The 19,401-nt window shown below is 57.7% G+C and carries 14 protein-coding genes, 1 tRNA gene and 1 pseudogene; 14 read left to right on the forward strand and 2 right to left on the reverse strand.

All coding sequences use genetic code 11. The features are described 5' to 3' along the window. Positions 1-50: 50 nt before the first annotated feature. Positions 51-6,968, forward strand: a complete 6,918-nt coding sequence (locus tag CKA38_RS14485) for an autotransporter-associated beta strand repeat-containing protein (protein WP_108826203.1) — start codon at positions 51-53, stop codon at positions 6,966-6,968. Positions 6,969-7,275: 307 nt separating this feature from the next. Beyond that, positions 7,276-8,496 (forward strand): M14 family zinc carboxypeptidase, encoded by a 1,221-nt coding sequence (locus tag CKA38_RS14490; protein ID WP_161554942.1) that lies wholly within the window; start codon positions 7,276-7,278, stop codon positions 8,494-8,496. On the opposite strand, the gene CKA38_RS14495 is transcribed toward CKA38_RS14490, so the two are convergent. Next, a complete protein-coding gene (locus tag CKA38_RS14495; protein ID WP_108826205.1) occupies positions 8,497-9,537 on the reverse strand; it encodes a LacI family DNA-binding transcriptional regulator in 1,041 nt (346 codons plus the stop codon). A gap of 240 nt (positions 9,538-9,777) precedes the next feature. On the opposite strand from CKA38_RS14495, the gene CKA38_RS17010 reads away from it, so the two are divergent. From CKA38_RS17010 to CKA38_RS14510, 3 genes are all read left to right on the forward strand, one after another. Continuing rightward, positions 9,778-10,296 carry a hypothetical protein gene (locus CKA38_RS17010; RefSeq protein WP_236919059.1) on the forward strand — a complete coding sequence of 173 codons (519 nt, stop codon included), beginning with the start codon at positions 9,778-9,780 and terminating at the stop codon, positions 10,294-10,296. A 6-nt stretch (positions 10,297-10,302) separates the two neighbouring features. Continuing rightward, a tRNA-Ser gene (locus tag CKA38_RS14505) sits at positions 10,303-10,392 on the forward strand. A 74-nt stretch (positions 10,393-10,466) separates the two neighbouring features. Beyond that, positions 10,467-11,711 (forward strand): site-specific integrase, encoded by a 1,245-nt coding sequence (locus CKA38_RS14510; RefSeq protein ID WP_108826207.1) that lies wholly within the window; start codon positions 10,467-10,469, stop codon positions 11,709-11,711. 567 nt (positions 11,712-12,278) lie between these two features. Here the strand turns inward: CKA38_RS14510 and CKA38_RS14515 are convergent. Then, positions 12,279-12,518, reverse strand: coding sequence for a hypothetical protein (locus tag CKA38_RS14515; RefSeq protein ID WP_108826208.1), 240 nt, complete (start codon positions 12,516-12,518; stop codon positions 12,279-12,281). Positions 12,519-13,463: 945 nt separating this feature from the next. On the opposite strand from CKA38_RS14515, the gene CKA38_RS14525 reads away from it, so the two are divergent. The 9 genes and pseudogenes from CKA38_RS14525 (at position 13,464) to CKA38_RS15820 (ending at position 19,271) form a co-directional block, all read left to right on the forward strand. After that, on the forward strand, positions 13,464-14,003 hold the full coding sequence (locus CKA38_RS14525; RefSeq protein WP_108826210.1) for a hypothetical protein: 540 nt from the start codon (positions 13,464-13,466) through the stop codon (positions 14,001-14,003). An 8-nt stretch (positions 14,004-14,011) separates the two neighbouring features. After that, a pseudogene (locus tag CKA38_RS14530) lies at positions 14,012-14,926 on the forward strand (IS481 family transposase); the annotation flags it as partial. A gap of 595 nt (positions 14,927-15,521) precedes the next feature. Continuing rightward, positions 15,522-15,941 carry a Pam3-gp28 family putative phage holin gene (locus CKA38_RS14535; RefSeq protein WP_108826211.1) on the forward strand — a complete coding sequence of 140 codons (420 nt, stop codon included), beginning with the start codon at positions 15,522-15,524 and terminating at the stop codon, positions 15,939-15,941. A 133-nt stretch (positions 15,942-16,074) separates the two neighbouring features. After that, positions 16,075-16,284 carry a hypothetical protein gene (locus CKA38_RS14540; RefSeq protein ID WP_108826212.1) on the forward strand — a complete coding sequence of 70 codons (210 nt, stop codon included), beginning with the start codon at positions 16,075-16,077 and terminating at the stop codon, positions 16,282-16,284. A gap of 44 nt (positions 16,285-16,328) precedes the next feature. Then, complete coding sequence (locus tag CKA38_RS14545) at positions 16,329-16,856, forward strand: hypothetical protein (protein ID WP_108826213.1); 528 nt, start codon at positions 16,329-16,331, stop codon at positions 16,854-16,856. A gap of 14 nt (positions 16,857-16,870) precedes the next feature. Further along, positions 16,871-18,043, forward strand: coding sequence for a DUF3383 family protein (locus CKA38_RS14550; protein ID WP_108826214.1), 1,173 nt, complete (start codon positions 16,871-16,873; stop codon positions 18,041-18,043). Between the two features lie 91 nt (positions 18,044-18,134). Beyond that, positions 18,135-18,581: a hypothetical protein gene (locus tag CKA38_RS14555; protein WP_108826215.1), complete on the forward strand. Its 447-nt coding sequence runs from the start codon at positions 18,135-18,137 to the stop codon at positions 18,579-18,581. A 91-nt stretch (positions 18,582-18,672) separates the two neighbouring features. Next, the gene (locus tag CKA38_RS14560) at positions 18,673-19,095 is read left to right on the forward strand and encodes a hypothetical protein (protein ID WP_108826216.1); all 423 of its coding nucleotides are present in this window, start codon (positions 18,673-18,675) and stop codon (positions 19,093-19,095) included. 5 nt (positions 19,096-19,100) lie between these two features. Next, positions 19,101-19,271: a hypothetical protein gene (locus CKA38_RS15820; protein ID WP_161554943.1), complete on the forward strand. Its 171-nt coding sequence runs from the start codon at positions 19,101-19,103 to the stop codon at positions 19,269-19,271. The last annotated feature ends 130 nt before the right edge of the window (positions 19,272-19,401 follow it).

A 19,401-nucleotide genomic window follows, 5' to 3' on the forward strand; every position in this document is an offset into this window, starting at 1 on the left:
TCCCATTCGCCACCCTATTTAATCCCGCCTTTATAATCCCATTTCTCGCCATGAAACCAACGCTCGCCCTCGCAACACTCGTCCTCGCCACCCTCGTGGGCACCCCCGTCCGCGCACAAAACACAATCACCGTAAACACCACCGGCAACGCACCCGCGCAGCTCGTCCTCAGCGCCGGCACCACCACCATCGATGTCGCCGCCGGCGCGCTCTACACCTTCGACAACCTCGCCACCGCCGGCAACAGCGCAATCATCGGCAACACCGCGGGCACTGTTTTCCGCACCACTGGCAGCGGCACCACTGTTTTTATTAACAATGACATCGCGGGACGCGGCCCCGGCCTGAGTCTCCGCGCCTCCGGCACGCTCGACCTGCAAAACGTCCGCTTCGGCGACAAGGACAACCCCGCGCTCGGCAACATCAACCGCCAAAATAGTCTGGGTGGCGGTGCCCTTTCAGTTACCGGTGCTAGTGCCGCCGCTCCTGCTTTCCTTGAACTCCGCAATGGTGAATTTTACTTCAACAAAACCACGCTCACAGGCGCCAGCGGCGGTGCTATCCAAACAGGGAACTTTGCGAGCTCCGTCATTGACGGGGCAATTTTCCACGGCAACTCTGCCGCCAACATCGCCGGCGCCATTCTCTACAACTCCGCCAACCAGTTCCACACCCTCAACAACGCGGTCTTCACCAGCAACACCGCAGCCTCTCGCGGCAGCGCCGTCACCGTCTATGCCGGCACTGTCGCGATGACCGACGTCACCTTCCGCGATAACAAAACCACCAACACCGCCGGCACCAACCCGGGCGGTGCCGTCCACATCGTGGCCGCCGCGCGCGCCACGATCGACGGCGCCGTCTTTGAGCAAAACTCCTCCTCATTTATCGGCGGAGGCGCCATCAGTGTTTACGCCGCCGGCACCACCACCATCACCAGCGCCACATTCGGCAATGCCGCCGACCTCACCCGCGGCAACTCCTCCACCAACGGAGCCGGCGGCGCCATCCTTCAAAGCGGCGGACACCTCGTCCTCAACAACAACGCCTTTTACGGCAACTTCACCTCCACCGGCGTCGGTGGCGCCATTGCCGTCATCGCCGGCGGCACCCTTTCAGTTAACGGCGGCGTCTTCGTATCCAACTCCTCCGGTCCCACCGCCGGCGCCCAAGGCTCGGCCATTCACCTCGCCACGGACGCTGTTGCCACCATCACCAGCGCCACATTCGCCAATAACAACTCCAACTCCCACGCCACCGTTTTGATTATGGGAGGAAACACCAGCTTGAAAACATACACCTTCACCGACGTGCTCTTCGACGGCAACTACGTCGCCAACGAGGGCGGCGGCGTCTTCCTAAACGGCGGAAACAGCCGCTACGAATTCAACCGCGTCCGCTTTACCGGCAACTCCGCCAACATCGGCGGCGCCATCACCACCCGCGCCGGCACAGTCCTCACCCTCACCGACGCCGTCTTCACCAGCAACACCGCGCGCGCCGGCACAGGCGGAGCCATCTCCTTCCACCTGGGAGGTCTCCTCGAATACAACGCCACCACTTCAGCCACCCACTCCGGCAACATCGCCGGCACAAGCGGCGCTTCCGGCGGCTTCCTCTACCTCGGCGCCGGCGGCACCGCCAACTTCAACATCGCCCCCGATGCCACCGTCCAAATCGGCGGCGAATCCGACGCCCACGACACCATTTCCACCGGCACCTTCACCGACACCGTCATCAACATAAACAACGATCCCTCCGCCGTCGGAGCCGCACCCGGTGACGGCGCGGGCACGCTCATCCTCGCCAACGGCGACTCATCCTCACAGCGCGGCGCGCTCAACCTCCACGCCGGACGCCTCCTGCTCGCCAACTCCGCCACACTCGGCGGCACCATCACCGTCGCCAACGGCGCGACCTTTGGCGGCGAAGGCACGATCGACTCCGCCGCCGGAGGCGCGCTCAACCGCTCCGTCGCCATCCAAACAGGCGGCACGCTTCAAGTCGGGCTCGACGACGCGAGCGGAGCCACGCAAACGCTCGCCATCGCCGGCGCCCTCGCGCTCGCAAACAACACCGCCATCATCGGCGACGGCGTGCTTGCCACGCCCGGCACGGGTCGCATCGAACTCGGCTCGGCGGCGGGCGACACCGTTACGGCCAATATCGCGGCGGGCAAACTTGTGTCCATCACAGGCGTCGCCACCGGCGTGGGCGGCCTGCTAAAAACCGGCGACGGCGCGCTCGGCCTCTCCGGCGCGAACACTTTCACCGGTGGCGTCACGCTCGCCTCGGGCACGCTCCTGCTCGGCGGCAACACCGCGCTCGGCACCGGCGCGCTCGCAGTCACCGGCACCGCGACCGTGGGCTTTTCCGCCGACGCCACCGTTACAAACGCCGTCACGCTCGGCGCGAACACCGTGATCGACAGCGGCGCGTTCAACGCCGCGCTCAACGGAGCCATTACCGGCCCCGGCGGCATTATAAAGCAAGGCTCCGGCCTGCTCACCCTCGGCGGCGCGCTCACCGGCGTCCCCTCCGTCGCCATCAACGCGGGCTCCCTCTCCGGCAACATCAACGGCGTCTCCGCCATCAGCATCTCCAACACCGCCGCCTACATTGGCAACCTCGCACGCACGAACGGCCAGACGCTCTCCGTCACCACCGGCTCCATCGGCGGCAACCTCTCCCTCTCGCAAGGAGCCCTCCTCGAATTCGACCTCGCCGACGCCGGCTCCGACGCTGCCCTCAACATCAGCGGCGCCTTCTCCGCCACCGGCACCACCACGCTCAATTTCCTCAACCTCGGCAACGCCACCTACACCATTGTCTCAGCAAACAGCATCACCGCCGGCAACTCCAACTTCGACTACACCGTCAACGGCGGCCCGCTCACCGGGCGCAACAGCCTGGCCCTCACCGTCGGCGCAAACGACATCACCGTCGCCGCCTCCTACCGCAACCTGCGCATGGCCTGGGACGGCGCAAACGGCGGCATATGGGACACCACCGCCTCAAACTGGAACGACAACGGCACGTCCGATTTTGGCGAGACACGCTTCGTCACCGGCGACAGCATCCGCTTCGCCTCCACCGCCGCCGGCACCGTCGTCGTCGCGACGGAAGGCGTGACCGCGGGCGATGTCGAAGTGGCGTCAACCGGCGACCTCACCTTCACCGGCGGCACCATCACAACCAGCGCCGCCTCCGCCTCGGTGGACGGCGTCGCGGGCGGCATCTCGCTCGGAGCCTCCGGCACTGTCGCGGCAACAGGCAAGTTTGTCAAAAAAGGCGCGGGCACGCTCACGCTCGACAACGCCGCGGGCGTCTTCACGGGCGGACTCGAAATCGAGGACGGCGTGCTCGCGTTCAATCGCGCCGCCCAGCTCGGCGACGCCTCCGGCACCGTCAGCCTCACCGGCCCCGCCACCCTCCGCGCCAACGCCGACATCCTCGGCTCCACCGGCACGCTCGCCGGCGCCATCGCGATCACCGCCGCCAGCGGCACGCTCGACACGCAAGCCCACACCGTCGAGTCCGCCGCCACGCTCGCCGGCTCCGGCACGCTCGTCAAAATCGGCGACGGCAAACTCATCCTCCGCGCAACCAACAACGCCTCCTTCGCCGCCCCCACCCTCGTCTCCGCCGGTTCGCTCCTCCTCGCCGACGGCGCGAAACTTGGCGGCGCGCTCACCATCGCATCCGGCGCGACCGCCGGCGGCATCGGCGCGTTCACCGGCGACGTCACCGTCAACAACGGCACGCTCCTCGTCGGCGACGCCGGCGGGACCGGCGCCGGCGCGCTCTCCATCGGCGGCGCGCTCACCCTCTCCGGCACCGCCCGCGTCGAGTTCGGCATCCACGCCGGCGGCATTGCCGACACCCTCGACGTCACCGACGCCATAAACACCGCCGCCGCCACAAACATCGTCTCGATCAGCATCTCCGGCGGCATCGCCTCCGGCACCTACACCCTCGGCAACGCCGGCGCGCTCGCCTCCGTGCAAAACCTTGAGGTCAACGGCGTCCTCATCGACAACTCGCTGCGCATCGTCAGCGAACTCGCCGCCTCCTCCGGCACACTCCTCTACATCTACGGCATGGACGACTCGCGCTACATGGAATGGACCGGCGCGAGCGGCACGAGCACATGGAACATCGGCCTCGCCAACTGGCAGGGCTACAACGGCGACATCGCCGGCAAATCCAAATTCCAGGACGGCGACACCGTGCGCTTCACCGGCGCCACGTCCGCAAGCATCGCCATCGAATCCGCCGCGACCGTGTCCGACATGGTCGTGGACAACACCGGCACGCTCACCTTCACCGGCGCCGCCCTCGCCACAAACATCGCGACAACCGGCACGCTCATCACAAACGCCGCCGGCAAACTCGTGAAATCCGGCGAAGGCGCGCTCGTGTTTGACAACGCCGCCAACACCTTCACCGGCGGCATCGAACTCGACTCGGGCCTCCTCGCCTTCTCCACCAACGCGCAAATCGGCACCGCCGGCGCCGGCATCACCCTCTCATCCGGCACCCTCCGCGCCCTCGCCGGCCTCGCGCTCTCCGACACGCTCACGCTCACGGGCGGCTCCGCCGCGCTCGACACGGGCGCGAACGCAATCACGCTCACCGGCGGCATCGCCGGCTCCGGCACGCTCTCCAAACTCGGAGAGGGCGCGCTCACGCTCTCCGCCGCCACCGCCGGCGCAAGCCTCCTCTCCGCCGACGCCGTCACGCGCATCGTGGAAGGGGCCGTCCTGCTCCGCGATTTCTCCGCCGCTGACGCGACCGCGACGACGCACACCTTCGTCCTCGAAGGCGGCTGGCTCGACCTCTCCGACACCCCCGGCTTCAATCCCTCCACCGGCGCGGGCGCGAACGACTGGGCGGGCCTCACAATCACCGGCACCGGCGGCGCCGTCATCGGCTCCAACGACAAAATCACTCTCAGCGACGGCTCCGTCCTCGCATCCGTCGGCGGCGCCACCACCGCCGAACAAGGCATCTTTGTTGTCGTTGACGCCGGGGCCGATGGAGTCGCCACCCTCGCCGGCGCCAACAACTACGCCGGGCGCACGCTCCTTCAAAGCGGCACGCTCCGCATCGCCGCCGACGACCGCCTCGGCCTCGTCTCCCTCAATCGCGAAGTCCGTTTCACCGGCTCCGGCGCGGCGCTCGAAATCACGGCGGACGGTTTCCTATCCAACCGCACCCTCGGCCTCGACGCCGACGGCATCCTCTCCGTCGCCGCCGGCGCAAGCGGCACCTGGGCCGGCGCCATCACCGGCATCGGCAAAACGCTCACCAAGGCCGGCGACGGCGAACTCGTCATAACCAACACCGCCAACTCCGCCTCTATCTCCTACCATGTCGCCGCGGGCGTCCTCGAAGGCCGCGCGGAAAACCTCGCCGGCACCATCACGCTCGACGCCGCCGGCACCGTTGCCGTCAACCAGGCCGACGACGCGGACTACACCCCGAAAATCACCGGCGCGGGCGCCTTTGAAAAACGCGGCGCGGGCGTGCTCACGCTCCTCTCCGCGCTCGGCAACACCGGTGCCGTGCGCGTTTCCGCCGGCACCCTCAAGACCCGCGACGACAACCAGTTCTCCGCCGCCTCGCCGCTCGTCATTTCCCAAGGCGCCACGCTCGATTTGCGCGGCACGCGCCAGACCGTCTCGTCGCTCTCCCTCGACGGCGCGCTCCTCGTCTCCGCCACCGTCAACTCCAACCTCGGCGTCATCCTTGCGTCGGATTACCTGAAGGCGACGGACTTCTTCACCGGCACCGGCTCCATCGCCCTTTCCCTCGACGAAACCGACGAGGACGGCTACTCCCCGCTCAACGGCAACGCGCCATCCTCGGTGATATTAATCGAATCCGGCAGCAACACCGCCGACCTCTCCATCAGCATCACCGGCAACCCCGACGACACCATCTACGCCTGGGATGTGACGAGCGACGGCAACAACTGGCGCCTCTCCCGCGAAAACCTCATCCCCGTCATCCCGGCCGTCACCGGCATCAACGCCGCCATTCACATCGGCACGCAGACCGCCTTCGACACGCTCGCGCAACGCATCAGCCTGCTGCGCCTCGCCAACGACGGCGAGCACCGCATCGGCACCGACTTGTGGGTGGCCGGCGCCTACCGCCACGACAAGATAAAAGGCACGCTCTACGACGGCGCCAAGGCCGACACCAGATCCGTGCAAACCGGCGTGAACCTCGTCAAGGCGCCCAAGGCCACGCGAGGAAAACGCAAAGGCGGACTCAAATACGCTGCGGGCGTGTTCCTCGATTTCACCGACACAGACATCGACATGAACGACGCCGACACCACGACCCGGACCGGCGGCGGCGGATTTTATCTCACCTACCAGCCCAACGACGCGTTCCATGCCGAAGGCATCGCGCGTCTGGCCAAAGGCAAGCACGACACCCGCGTGAACGGCATGGACGACATGCGGCTCGGCACAAACGGCTTCGGCCTCTCGCTTTCGCTCGGCCACACCTTCCGCACCAAGTCCGGCTGGATGGTGGACGTGAGCGAGCGCGTCCTTTACAGCATCACCAACGTGGAGGAGGACATCGACAGCGCGCACCGCCTGTTCAAGGTGAGCGACGTGGATTCGTTCCGCGGCCTCGTGGGCGTGCAATTCTCGCGAAACGTCCGGCTGTTTGGAAAGTGGGATCTGCGCCCCGCGTTTCGCGTGGCCTACGACCACGAATTCAAGGGCAAAAACGGCACGACGGTTCTCCGCTACCATGATGCGGGCCGCACCCGCCTGCGCGACCGGTATGATTACGCCGACGATTTCAGCGGCGGCTCGTTCGACATCGGCGCCGGTGCGACACTGCGCTTCAACGCGCACTTCGAACTCTACGCCGACATCTCCGGCAGCCTCGGCGGCGAACTCGAAAACTACACCGCCAACCTCGGCATAAGCTGCCACTGGTAAGCCTCCGTTAACAGCGGCGCGCCCAAAGACACCCGCTCCGCTTTCCCCGAAGTTTCCCAATCGCTAGCGCGGCGCGCAGATTTCGCCCGCGCCTGCGATCCCCCTCCATAAATACGCGAAGTTTATTTGGGAAGTGACGTCGTTGCAGCCCCTGAACGGCTTGATATTAAATATCCCCGGAACAAGCACCGGGGATATTGATGAAATAGCGAGCGACGGATTCCGTTGCTAAAACACAAAAAAATGAAGCAAACTTCGATGAGTTGAACCCGAAGAAATTAAACCCAAAGAGAATAAAACCAGCCCCGTGAAAAAACATATCCTGTCATCACTCATTGCGATTCTTTTGCTTGCTGGCTCCGCCGCGGTCGCATCCGAAAAACCCAAAGTCGAAATCGATGCCGGCTTTCCGGGTGGCAACATCATCGTCGTCGACATCGGCAAGGACGTCATCCAACTGAAACAAGATTTGCGCGACACCAAGGGCAGATGGTTCTACTGGTCCTTCCGCGTCCGGGGCGCGCAGGGCAAAACGCTGGAGTTCCAGTTCGACGACAAAATCATCAGCTACCTCGGCCCGGCGATCAGCAAGGACGGCGGAAAAACATGGGCATGGCTTTACAACAAAACCGGCAACCTCCCCTACTCCGACGTCTCCTCCTCCTTCAAATACACATTCGGCAAGGATGACGCGGAGGTGTTTTTCAGCCTCAGCCCCAGTTACACCGGGAAGGAACTCAATGCCTTCCTCGAAAAACACAAAACAAACCCCGTGTTGAAAACCGGCACGCTCTGCAAAACAACCAAGGGCAGAAACGCCGAGTTGTTCCGCATCACCGGACAAAACCCAAAGAGCGGCTTCAAAGTTGTCCTCACCGCAAGGCACCACGCCTGCGAGTCGATGGCAAACTATGCCCTCGAAGGCATTATTGAAACCATCCTTTCCGACACGCCCGACGGACGCTGGCTGCGCGAACACGCCGACTTTCTCATCGTGCCCTTCATGGACAAGGACGGCGTCGAGGACGGCGACCAGGGCAAGAATCGCAAACCCCACGATCACAACCGCGACTACGCCAAGGAAATTCACCCAACTGTCCGCGCATTCAAGAAACAAGTCACCGAATGGATCGACGGCCGCCCCGCGGTTCTCTTCGACATGCACTGCCCCAGCGAAAAAGGAAAAACTCTCTTCTTCTTCACCGAGGCTGCCGAATTAAACAGAAAGATTTCGGACAATGTGAACCGCTATTGCTCCATACTTGAGGCGGAAAGAAAAAGCCCGCTCTACTACAAAAAATCCCACAACCGGATAGCCAAAAACTCAAAGACCCCCGCATTGTTGAAATGCAACACATGGTTCATGACCCTCCCCGAAACAATCGCAGCCATGACATTGGAAATACCCTACGCCTTCGCCGCGGACATCGGCACAACAAACGGCGTCGCCGTGACGGTGGACCACGCGCGCCTGTTCGGCAAGGACATGGCAAGGTCTCTTCGCGCCCTCCTGGAAACCCAGCCCTGATTAGGCGAACCCGCGCGGCACGGGCCTGAGTGATTCTCCCTCGATCCAGACACTCTCCACCATTTCAAAACGCGGATGCCGGGGGATTCCGAAATCGCCGTTGATGATGCGCGACACAAGCATCTCGACGGCCCACTCCCCCATGAGGCGCTGGTTTTCCTGAAACCCCGAAAACGGCGTGCCCTCCAGCACCTGGCTCAACGCAAGCGTCCCCACGTCCTCCGGCACTTTTACGCCAATCTTCGCGAGCGCGCGGGAAAAATCGGCCAGCACATCATACAAATGCGCGATGATAATGGCGTCGGGAGCGTGGCAGCGCAGCCACTGGCGCAACGGCTTTTCATCGATACGATTCATGCGCAGGATGGGCACGCCGCCCGGGACGCCCAGCCTGCGCTCGCACCAGCCCAGATACGCGCTCGCGTTTGCCATGCCTCCGCGCTCGTCCTCGTATTCGCCAAGCAGCAGACCGGGACGGCGGTAGCCCATTTCATGCAGACGGTCGAGCGCGCGGATCGTGTCGTTGTAAGCATGGTTGATCACGCGGTGCAGCGGCGTCCGGATGCTCAGGCCCTGTGTCACGATGGCGTAATGATCAAGCTCGCGCGGCAGCTCGGCATCAAGCCGCGGACTGCCAAAGCAAAGAAGCCCGTTGATTCCTCGCGCATCAAGCACGCCGCGAAAACGCCTCATGCTCATGCCGGGCGCGCGCATCCAGAGCGGCTCCAGCCGATAGCCGAGCGCCCCGGCGCGGGCGGACATGCCCTCATGCAGACGGGCGAGGTGAAGCGATTTTTCCCAAGGGCGCGGCGTGTCGTAAAGTGAAATGACACCAAAGCAGGCACCGTCGCCCGGCTTCGAGGCATGACGTATCCGGCTCATGAGCTCGGCCACCTTTGCATCGGGTCTGTAACCGATTTGCCGCGCCGCGCCCGCCACGCGCGCGCGGGTGGCAGCGGATATTTTTGCGCTGTTTTGCAGCGCCAGCGAAACGGTCGCTGTGGAAAGTTTCGTGATGGCTGCGATTTTGCGGATGCTCATGGGGTAATGCCGGGATTTATTGCATCACAAAGAACATCGGCGGAGTCGCACCGGGTCGAGCCTTTCCCTTCGCCACAGTGCGACCGTTATTGGCAGGGCGGTTGGCAGACCGTCGCTAACGCTCGAAACCGTCGCGTTTGTCGCCCCTCCGGCGGGGATACGCAACTCTCGCCTCCAACTTCGACGGTGAGTTGGGCAAGCGTGCCAATGGGATTGCGAAAGTTGCCTCACAATCACGGCATGATGCAATTCCGCGCAAACCCGTCGGCACGTGATGATGCCGTCCCGCCCTTACTTTACTATTTTGCGGAAAATCCCGAGCACAATGAGCAAGATGATCGCGCCGACCATGGCATAAATGACAAGATCGACGAGCGGGGAAACGATATTTTGAATTTTGAGAACGTTGGCAAAAAGCCATGTGCCGATGAACGCGCCAACGACACCGACAATGATATTGCCGATAATGCCGAATCCGAAGCCGCGCATGATAACGCCCGCAAGCCATCCGACAAACGCGCCGACTATGATGAAGATGATGAGAGAAGTGGTGTCCATGAGTTTGCCAGTAAACAGGGAAGCCCCATTAAATCAAGCGGCACGGCGCCTTATTGCACGCCTACTGCCGGAATATCACCCGTCGAAATCAGGGCCGAAATGACATTCAAAAACCTCTTGTGCCGCCCTAAAATTTCAAAACCCGAAACTTTCTGCTTCCGTTTTGCGAATCAACCCGTAGCGTCGCGTGTTTCGTCATAAAGTCACGGAGAGGTGGCAGAGTGGTCGAATGCGCCTGACTCGAAATCAGGTGAGCCGGCAACGGTTCCGGGGGTTCGAATCCCTCCCTCTCCGCCAGTTTAACCGTTGGGATACAATAGGTTAGACTGGACGAATCCTAGATTTGACAGGTTTACGTGGCAAATCTAGCGATGAAAACAAAATCCTCCACGTTCAAGATACGCCCGTTCAAAAATCCATCGGGCCAAGTCGTCTATCAAGTCGACGGCTTCATTAACGGAAAACGCATTCGCAAAAATTTCCAAAGCCGCAAGGATGCGGTAGCGGAGAAGGACGCTCAGGCTCTCGAAGCAATCAAGGCTGCCGATTCGAATTTGCGACTCGTCAGCACCTTTCTTGCCGATGCCGAGTTGCGCGAAGCCGAGTCTGTGTTCCTGAAAATCAGGGACGACAAACGCTCGCTTTCGCACTTGGTCGATTTTGCCCTGACGAATTGCCCGAAGCCGGACAAGGACATCACGTTGGTTGATGCGTTGAAAAGCTATCGGAAACAGCGCGACGCTGACCTGGCAAGCGGCCTGATCTCCGCCCCGCAGCACACCACGATTCGCCGAACGCTTGCCTCGTTCACAAAACACACGTCCTGCACGAATGTCTCTGGCGTGACGCCCGCCTTGATCCGCGATTATTGCAGCCGACAGAATGCGTCCCTCAAAACGTTCAACAATCGGCGGGGCGTTCTCTCGACGTTTTTCAAATTCGCGTTGGTAAACGAGTGGATTGCAAGCAACCCCATGGTGAAGATTCCCCAGTATCGCATCGCCCACAAACGAGGCACGGCGGCCACGCTCACCGCAGCGCAGGCCGCCGCCTTGATGGAATTTGTCGAAAGTTACGAGCAAGGCTGCATGGCACCGTTTTTCGCACTCTGCTTGTTTGCGGGAATACGCCCCTGCCTGCGCACAGGCGAGATTTCCAAACTCACCGCTGAAAACGTGAATCTGGAGACGGGCGTCATCCACATTGAGCCGGAGGTATCCAAGGTTGATATGAAGCGCAACATAACCATTCAGCCAAACCTTGCCGCATGGCTCGCCGCCTATCCACTCACAGAGCACCCGATCATCATCCCGAACATGCAGCATCTGCGCGCATTCGTGGCGAAGCGGTTCGGACTTTCGCATGACGTGATGCGACACACGTTCATTTCGATGCACGTGGCGAAGTTCCGCTCAATGGGCGACACCGCCTTGCAGGCGGGCAACTCCGAGGCGATCATCCGCCGCCATTACCTCGACGTGAAAAGCCCCGCCGAGACGGAAGCCTTTTTCAATATTTTGCCGAGGAAAGTTCCAGTTGAAAGCCCCGCCAAGGTTGCAACTGTTTCCGTTGCCGAATCCGCCGAGCCTGCCGAGGCGCGCCAGCTTGCGGCATAGATTGCCAACCGTGCTCATGCAGCACGGTGCAAGCAGCCCTGCCCAAGGTGGCTTGCGCCGGCTTACGAGGTGCCGGGTGTATGCAAACTATGGATACACACACCGACACCACCATACACATGAGCACAGTCACGCCCGCCATGACCTCACCTCACTCATCGACATCAACGGGCTGCGTTTCAGCGGCATTTTTCCGCAGGGACGCAGGCCTTCCATTCGCACGCTGCGCACTTGGACGCAGGAGCGCCGGATTCCGCATCACCGTCTCGGGCATTTTGTCTATTATGATTTGTCCGAGGTCGCCGCGCATATCCGTACCAAGTTGATCGTGCCGCCTCGCAACTGAAAATCCCCCCGAAAATCAAATTTCCCACGCGTGGGAAATTTCCCTCCGAACATGCACGAAAAAACTACCCACGGGCTTTGCATTCCAGAAAGCATATTCCGTTTTTCAGACATGCATTCCACACACACATCTCTTACCTACGCTTATCATTAAAGTTGATCTTTTTCTCTGATCTTTTTCTCGACGGTGGTTTGCACCAAAGCAGAGGGTATTGCGAATAATTAGCGCTGAAGTTTTAACACGCAGCGGGCGATGGCCTTGATGTCGACTTGCGTTAGCGTCTGTCCGGTGGAAAGTTGTACAGCTACCGCGAAATCTTCGCCACGTATTTCACGAATCAATTCATTGATTAGTTTGGAAATGTTTCCCCCATAGCGGACATCCGCTTCGGCTCTCAATTCACGATGCAAATCGCGGTCTATCGTCAGTGTTAATCTGACTTTTTTTGTAGATGCTTTCATAGGAAATAAGTATGATTTATCATATAAATATGAAAAGCAAGATTGAAATCCATCAAAAACATATGATTGTACCATGACTGACTCACTCATGAAGGATTCCCCAAAGGTGCGCATCACTGTGACGCTTGACCCCGATGTTGTAGCGGTGCTTGTGCGGATAAAGACGTACCGTGGGATAAAGGCTAGCACCTATATCAATAAAATACTGCGGCGTCATTTCCTACGACCAGGAAAAGGCATGGATCAATACACCTTGCCCAAATTGAAGGGAAAGGGGGCGACATGAGTCGGTTAATAAGGCATTTGGTTAGGTTGCGAAATGGCTTCCTTCGATGGCGTGTGGAGAGGATAGCAGGAAAACTTCAACGCGCTCAACGACGTTACTGGAGCGCAGTCATGCAAGCGTTGAACCGACGTCGCACGGCGCATGTGGTGAGCGCCATGGTCAAACCTGAAGAGTCCCCTACCCAGCGTGTGCAAAATGAGCTTCCCTCACATACGGAGAGAGAGTGTGTGTCAGTCGAGCGGCAAAATGCGCATTGTACGGAAGGAAACAAAATGCCATGAGTGGATTAGCACACCCAGCAATTTATAATTTCCGCAAGACGCTACGGGCGCGGGGAACAAACTTAGGGAAACTTGCGCAGGAGGTAGGTGTTACACGGCATTTTCTTTCACAGTTGCTTTGGGGATATTTTCCAAAAAACAGAGGCAATCATTGGGCGCGTGTGAGGGCCTGTGTTACGGAGAAAGAGTGGGGGCTGCTTTCAAAATTGCCGCATGTGGCCAAGTGGGTGCAAAAGACTGAGAATGATGCCGCACCATATTGCGTGCAATGGGTATGCGGACAATGTGGTATAGGGCTGGGCTTCCGGGCGGCAAGGGCAGACACACCGGTGGGCATGACGATGCAAGGGGTTTGCCCAGTGTGTCTTGAATTGAAGAATGAAAATAGAAAAAGCGATGCGGTTGATAGGCACATTCAATCTCAAGCTCAGGTTAACAAATAAGCAAACAAATGAATATAAGTATCAATACGAAAAAACACAGACTGGAAGTTTACGCGTCAAGAAAATGGGTGGGAGGTTTAAAATGAACAGAAGAGTCAGTGACTGGGCGGCGCGTGAAGGAGCCGCCCGGAAACGTCTAGATGACGAAGCAATATCATCGTGGATACATCCAGGAGATGTGATTGACGGGGTGGCTCAGTCGCAAGAGTCCGATATGGATTCGCGCGCTCACGCACTGGAGGCGATGAGACGCATCCTCGCTGTGGTCATACCACCACCAGGATGTCGCGATGACAACCGTTGGCGTGCCGCCTTTGGACGTTTCATGGCGTTGGTCTATATTGTAGCTCCAGAGTACACCGAAGGCATGACCATGCGCGCACTTGCGACACAGCTACATGTTGATGAACGAACATTGCGTTTGCGCATGTCGGCAGTGCGAGAGGCATTGGATGGTAGCGCTAGAGAAGTGTAGTGTCGCCTATGGAAGCATTGATCGATAGAAGTCGGCGTGCGCCAAACCACAAAAACCGGGTGGACGAGCGCATTGAGAAACGCATCTGCGAACTGGCATTGGACAATCCAGCCTTGTGACAAGTGCGAGTGGCCAATGAACTGCGTCAGGAAGGCCTGATAATCTCGGCGGGCGGAGTGCGCTCGGTATGGCTGCGACATGAGCTGCAACCCTTCAAGCTGCGGCTCAAGGCACTTGAGGCGCACATCGCCAAAACCGGCGCGGTGCTCACCGAGGCGCAAGTCGTCGCCTTGGAACGCAAGGCCGACGACGATGTGATCGACAACGAGATAGAAAGCGCGCACCCCGGATATCTCGGCTGCCAGGACACCTTCTACGTGGGCACCATCAAAGGAGTCGGGCGTATCTACCAGCAAACCTACATCGACGCTTACAGCAAAGTCGCCTGCGCCAAACTCTACACAACAAAAACACCGCTTCCCGCGGTCGACCTGCTCAACGAACGCGTGCTGCCGCTCCACGAGGAAGGCGGCATGGGAGTGTTGCGCATCCTCACCGACCGCGGCACCGAATACTGCGGCAGGCCCGAGCAACACCCCTACGAACTGTATCTGGCGATCAGCAATATCGACCACACCAAGACCAAGGCCAAAAGCCCGCAAACCAACGGCATCGCCGAACGCTTCCACAAAACGATCCTGCAAGAGTTTTATCAAATAACATTCCGCAAAAAACTCTATCAAGACATCGAGTCATTGCAGGCGGATCTCGACGAATGGATGCGCTACTACAACCACGAGCGAACGCACCAAGGCAAGATGTGCTGCGGTCGAACACCATGGAAAACCTGGCTCGACGCCATACCGCTATGGAAACAAAAAGTCGACACCCTCAATCAACAACCTATAATCATCAATAACTAATCTGACATTTTATCCGCCCACTCACCTCTCCTTGTCAGATCAAGTCCTGTCTACTACAGCTAAACTGGCATTTTTTACGCCCACTCTCTTTACCCTGTTAAATCGAGTCCTGTCTACTACAAATCCCCCAATTTTACATTCCTGTGTTGCTTTGTTCAATGTCCAACAGTTTCCGTTTTTTCAACGTTGAACATTCCCATTATTAAAAATAATTCTATTATCTCCCTGTTCCCCATTTTTTTGCCATCCGATATTCCTGCATTTTCCTCTCTAAATTGGATCGAATAGCATAACACGGATGCGCCCTTGGCGGATAGCGTCGGAACCACTATTCTCCTGCTCATTCCACGATCCAAAGTAATCTGGAACCGACCCTGTGCTTCCGCTTTCCACCATTACCATAAACACATCACAAAAAATCTCATGCAAATCATCGAAACATCTCAAGGAAAAATCACCGATGAGACCAGCAAGACGAGAATTATGCCTATCATAATGAATCACTAGAAGTGATCCTCCTATACGTTTTTCACGCATCAAGCATCAGCGGCAATCTGTAAATCCAAAATCAAATGTCCATCGCACACATTCGCGCATGAAAGATTCCTTCCTTTCCCTCATTCGCCACGCAGCAACATTTCTCGGCGGATATCTTCTAGCAAAAGGCTATGCAACTGAACTTGTTTCAAACTGGCTATCCGGCGCTATTTTTACTCTCGCTGGTGCCATCTGGGGCAGTGTCGATGAATACCTCGCCACTGGCAGCAAGCTTCAATTCGCCCTATCCATCATTCGCCATGCCCTAACAACCATTGGTGGATATTTTTCTGCCCTCGGTAAAATCAGTCTGGAGCACGTTGAAACTATTGTTGGCTTTATAATGACCATCGCTGGCACGATCTTAGGATCCGTCGATGAATACACATACGCCACCAATGATACAACACGCATTTCCTCAGCATCAAACGCCCAGTCCAAGCATCACGAATCAATATCCCCCAAATACCTGCCATGAGCGACTATGAAAATGATTTCCATTGAATAATATCACGACGTTATCTGCACAACAAAAACCTAACCCCCGCCAAATTCGAATCAAAATGAGTATAGAAACACACCCTCCCATAAAGCCAAGGACATCATTCAGCATGCCGCTGTCCGGATGGGTTGTATTCATCAGTATCATTGGCGCCACCTTTGGCGTTTTTGCCGTGGAGCAATATAGAGTTGGGATGCATGAAACACGCCTTGAAAAACTGGAGATCAAATATGAGGAGTCAAGCCGGTTGCTGCACCGCATAGACCAGAAAATGGATTCCCTCCAGCACCAATTCGAAAAACGCTACACCTCCCCTTAAGTTTTGGTCTAGCTACAGACGACAGATCAACCACTTTTAATACAATGTTAGAATTCGAAACAGTCAAAGTAATCGCCGGCATCATTGCACACGAGATGGCTCTTCCTGTGGCGCAAATCGCACTCTATGAGCAAGGCGATCCCGAACCTGGGCAGACGGTGGGACTTCGTATCGCCATCGATATCCTCGAAAAAAAGGTTTTGAATAATAATGTTCGCCATGAGACTCGAGAAGGATCCAGCAACTTCTGGGAGGTGCAGACCATGCAGGTGCAGGAACTGATTAGTATCAACATCTTTTCCACAGGACAGGAGGCGCATGAGCGCAACCACGAAATCGTTCTTGCATTGGGCAGCACTTACGCCCAGCAGGTTCAGGAAAAACACGGTCTGCACATTTGCCGGATACCGACTGCGTTTACCAAAGCTTACGCTCCCGAGTTGTTGACGCGTGCAAATCATTACACAATCACCGTCAACGCACAACGAGCTCATAAAAAGGAGGGCAACGTGGATTATTATAATCAATTTCAGCCAGTCGAAATCATCACTCAACCCACAACCCATAACTAAACACCATAACCACCATGCCAGAAATCGACATCACAAACGTCATTCAGATCGACGTGAGCACCCCTCCCGCCGGCTTGTCCAGCTATAATATCAATAATCTTGCGTATTTTACGAAAGAGACACCGATCAACGCGCCCGACGCCGGCTATGCTGTTTACCTCACACCATCCGCAGTTGCTTCGGATTGGGGGACGAATAGTGCCGTCTATAAAGCGTCTGTTGCAATTTTCTCGCAGTCGCCCAATATACTTACCGGCGGTGGTGCATTCATAGTAATCCTCATGGAGGATGCCGAACTGCTTGCAACGGCCATTGAACGCACAAAGAATCTCGTTTATTATAGCGGCATTCTCACAGGTTTCGATCCGTGGGTTACCGCGAATAGTGATGCGGAGACTCCTGTTGTGGCCGATTATGATGAGGCTATAGCGGCATCCAATGCCGTGCAATCCGTGAATAAAATCCTTTTTCTGGCCAGTCCGGAGCTGGATGCGCTTGGAAGCAACGGAATTTTCGCACAAATCAAAGCCGCAAATAATACACATACGCGGATGCTCCTCTACACGGTCGAGAATGCGTCCGTCAATCATCGCCTCATGGCCGCTGCCTATGCCGGACGCGCCATGTCCACCAACTTCTCCGGCTCCAATACAACGGCTACCATGCACCTTAAGGATCTGGCCACGATTACTCCGGATCCACTCATCAATGAAACCGTAATTACTGACTGTCGGCGTATCGGCCCCGATGTTTACGTAAATATTGCCGGCTTGCCCAAGGTCTTCGCTAGCGGTGCCAATGACTACTTCGATAATGTATACAACCTTAACTGGTTCAAGGGCGCGATGGAAGTTGCAGGCTTCAATGTCCTCGCCACCACCTCAACCAAGGTGCCGCAAACCGAACCCGGCATGAGTCTCCTCAAGGGCGCTTACCGCCTCGTTTGCGAGCAGGCTCTTGCCAATGGATTCATCAGCCCCGGTTCGTGGAATTCGCCCGAGCTTTTTGGAGATCCTGAATCCCTGCGGCGCAATGTTCTGGAGCGCGGATATTACATATACTCGCAGCCTGTTAATGAACAGCCGCAGGCGGACCGTGAGGCCCGCAAGGCTCCGCTGATTCAAATCGCCATCAAGTTCGCCGGGGCAATTCACAGCACCAACCTTATTATCTATATTAATCGATAAAAAACCGGGAATTGGGGGCGTCCGGATTTCTTGGCGCCTCCGATTTCCGCCACACCATTCCAACGCATCAAACACTCAATCACCACACACCATGGCAAATATCATACTCACTGGTAATGACACCGTCAAAATCAATGGCCGCATCATCACTGCTTTTGTAACAGGAGGCAAAACTGGCGCCGGCACGATTGAATTTCCAAATCAGCTTGTCAGCATCACAACTGGAAAAAACGGCAACAGCACATACACGCTTAACGAAGACGGACAACAATGCAAAGTCGTCTTGAATCTCGTTCGGGGATCGCCAGATGACTGTTTTCTGAACAGCTTGCTCTCCCTCATGAAGGCAGATTTTGCATCCTTCACCCTGCTCACAGGCGAGATTAATAAGCGCGTTGGCAGCGGCGACAGCAGTGTCCGGGATGACATTTATATCCTCACAGGCGGCGTATTTACAAAAGAGGTTGAAGCCAAGGAGGAGGATGGCGCGGCAACCTGGAACCTCAGCTTTAACAGTGCTCCGCGTTCGATTGTGTGATCTATGCAAAACACGGGGACCATCAGTGAATACGCACTAGCGGCCACTGGGTTTCAGCCCGCCAACCACTGTTCACTACTCGTTTCCACACATGGACAATACCATCATCACCCTCCCAAGCGGCGCAACCCTTGAGGTTCAAATTGCGTCCTTCGCCACGGGCAACAGCCTGTTCAAGACGCTCTGCCGCGAGCTTAAAAACTCCGGCGTGCTGGCCACGAGCGGCCTCGCCCTCGCAAATCTTGCCGGCAAGGACATCTCCATCATCGTCGGGCCCGTGCTCCAAGCCGCCGGCTCCGACGATGTGGAGCACTGCCTCTGGGAGTGTTTTAAAACCTGCCTCTACAACAACACCCGCATCACCCGCGAAACCTTCGAACCGGAGGAGGCGCGCGGCGATTATCTCAAGGCGGCGTGGGAAGTCCTCAAGACCAACCTCGCCCCTTTTTTCAAAGGCATCGACTGGAAGTCATTGGCCGCGTCGAATGCCGTGAGCAAAGGCCAAAAGTCATAAACGAAATGCCCGAGGATCTGTTCATCGCCTTCCGGCTCTCCAAGGAAGGCTTTGGCAGGCCCGACGAAATCCTGGCCATGCCCTCCCATGTCGTCCTTGCAGCCTTGGATTATGTGGACTTCGAGGCCGCTTATGCGTGCACATGGCTGGAACTCAACAAAAATACTCACTCATAATTCGCTGGGTAGCATGGGCATTTTCCTGTCTGTGCACCATCTAAAAACGCCTTACGGGGAATCGCGCCTGCGCGCCCCAAAACCACATTGATTTGTGCACCCAAAACACGTATAAACCGTCAATCCACAC

The sequence above is a fragment of the Ereboglobus luteus genome (assembly GCF_003096195.1).
Classification (GTDB): Bacteria; Verrucomicrobiota; Verrucomicrobiia; order Opitutales; family Opitutaceae; genus Ereboglobus; species Ereboglobus luteus.

Bases quoted from the DNA above. Each gene is read 5' to 3' on its own strand.
- CKA38_RS14485 (WP_108826203.1), top strand. From the start codon at position 51: ATGAAACCAACGCTCGCCCTCGCAACACTCGTCCTCGCCACCCTCGTG.
- CKA38_RS14550 (WP_108826214.1), top strand. From the start codon at position 16,871: ATGCCAGAAATCGACATCACAAACGTCATTCAGATCGACGTGAGCACC.
- CKA38_RS14515 (WP_108826208.1), bottom strand. From the start codon at position 12,518: ATGAAAGCATCTACAAAAAAAGTCAGATTAACACTGACGATAGACCGC.
- CKA38_RS14525 (WP_108826210.1), top strand. From the start codon at position 13,464: ATGAAAATAGAAAAAGCGATGCGGTTGATAGGCACATTCAATCTCAAG.
- CKA38_RS14510 (WP_108826207.1), top strand. From the start codon at position 10,467: ATGAAAACAAAATCCTCCACGTTCAAGATACGCCCGTTCAAAAATCCA.
- CKA38_RS14535 (WP_108826211.1), top strand. From the start codon at position 15,522: ATGAAAGATTCCTTCCTTTCCCTCATTCGCCACGCAGCAACATTTCTC.
- CKA38_RS14545 (WP_108826213.1), top strand. From the start codon at position 16,329: ATGTTAGAATTCGAAACAGTCAAAGTAATCGCCGGCATCATTGCACAC.
- CKA38_RS14555 (WP_108826215.1), top strand. From the start codon at position 18,135: ATGGCAAATATCATACTCACTGGTAATGACACCGTCAAAATCAATGGC.
- CKA38_RS17010 (WP_236919059.1), top strand. From the start codon at position 9,778: ATGATGCAATTCCGCGCAAACCCGTCGGCACGTGATGATGCCGTCCCG.
- CKA38_RS15820 (WP_161554943.1), top strand. From the start codon at position 19,101: ATGCCCGAGGATCTGTTCATCGCCTTCCGGCTCTCCAAGGAAGGCTTT.
- CKA38_RS14560 (WP_108826216.1), top strand. From the start codon at position 18,673: ATGGACAATACCATCATCACCCTCCCAAGCGGCGCAACCCTTGAGGTT.
- CKA38_RS14540 (WP_108826212.1), top strand. From the start codon at position 16,075: ATGCCGCTGTCCGGATGGGTTGTATTCATCAGTATCATTGGCGCCACC.
- CKA38_RS14495 (WP_108826205.1), bottom strand. From the start codon at position 9,537: ATGAGCATCCGCAAAATCGCAGCCATCACGAAACTTTCCACAGCGACC.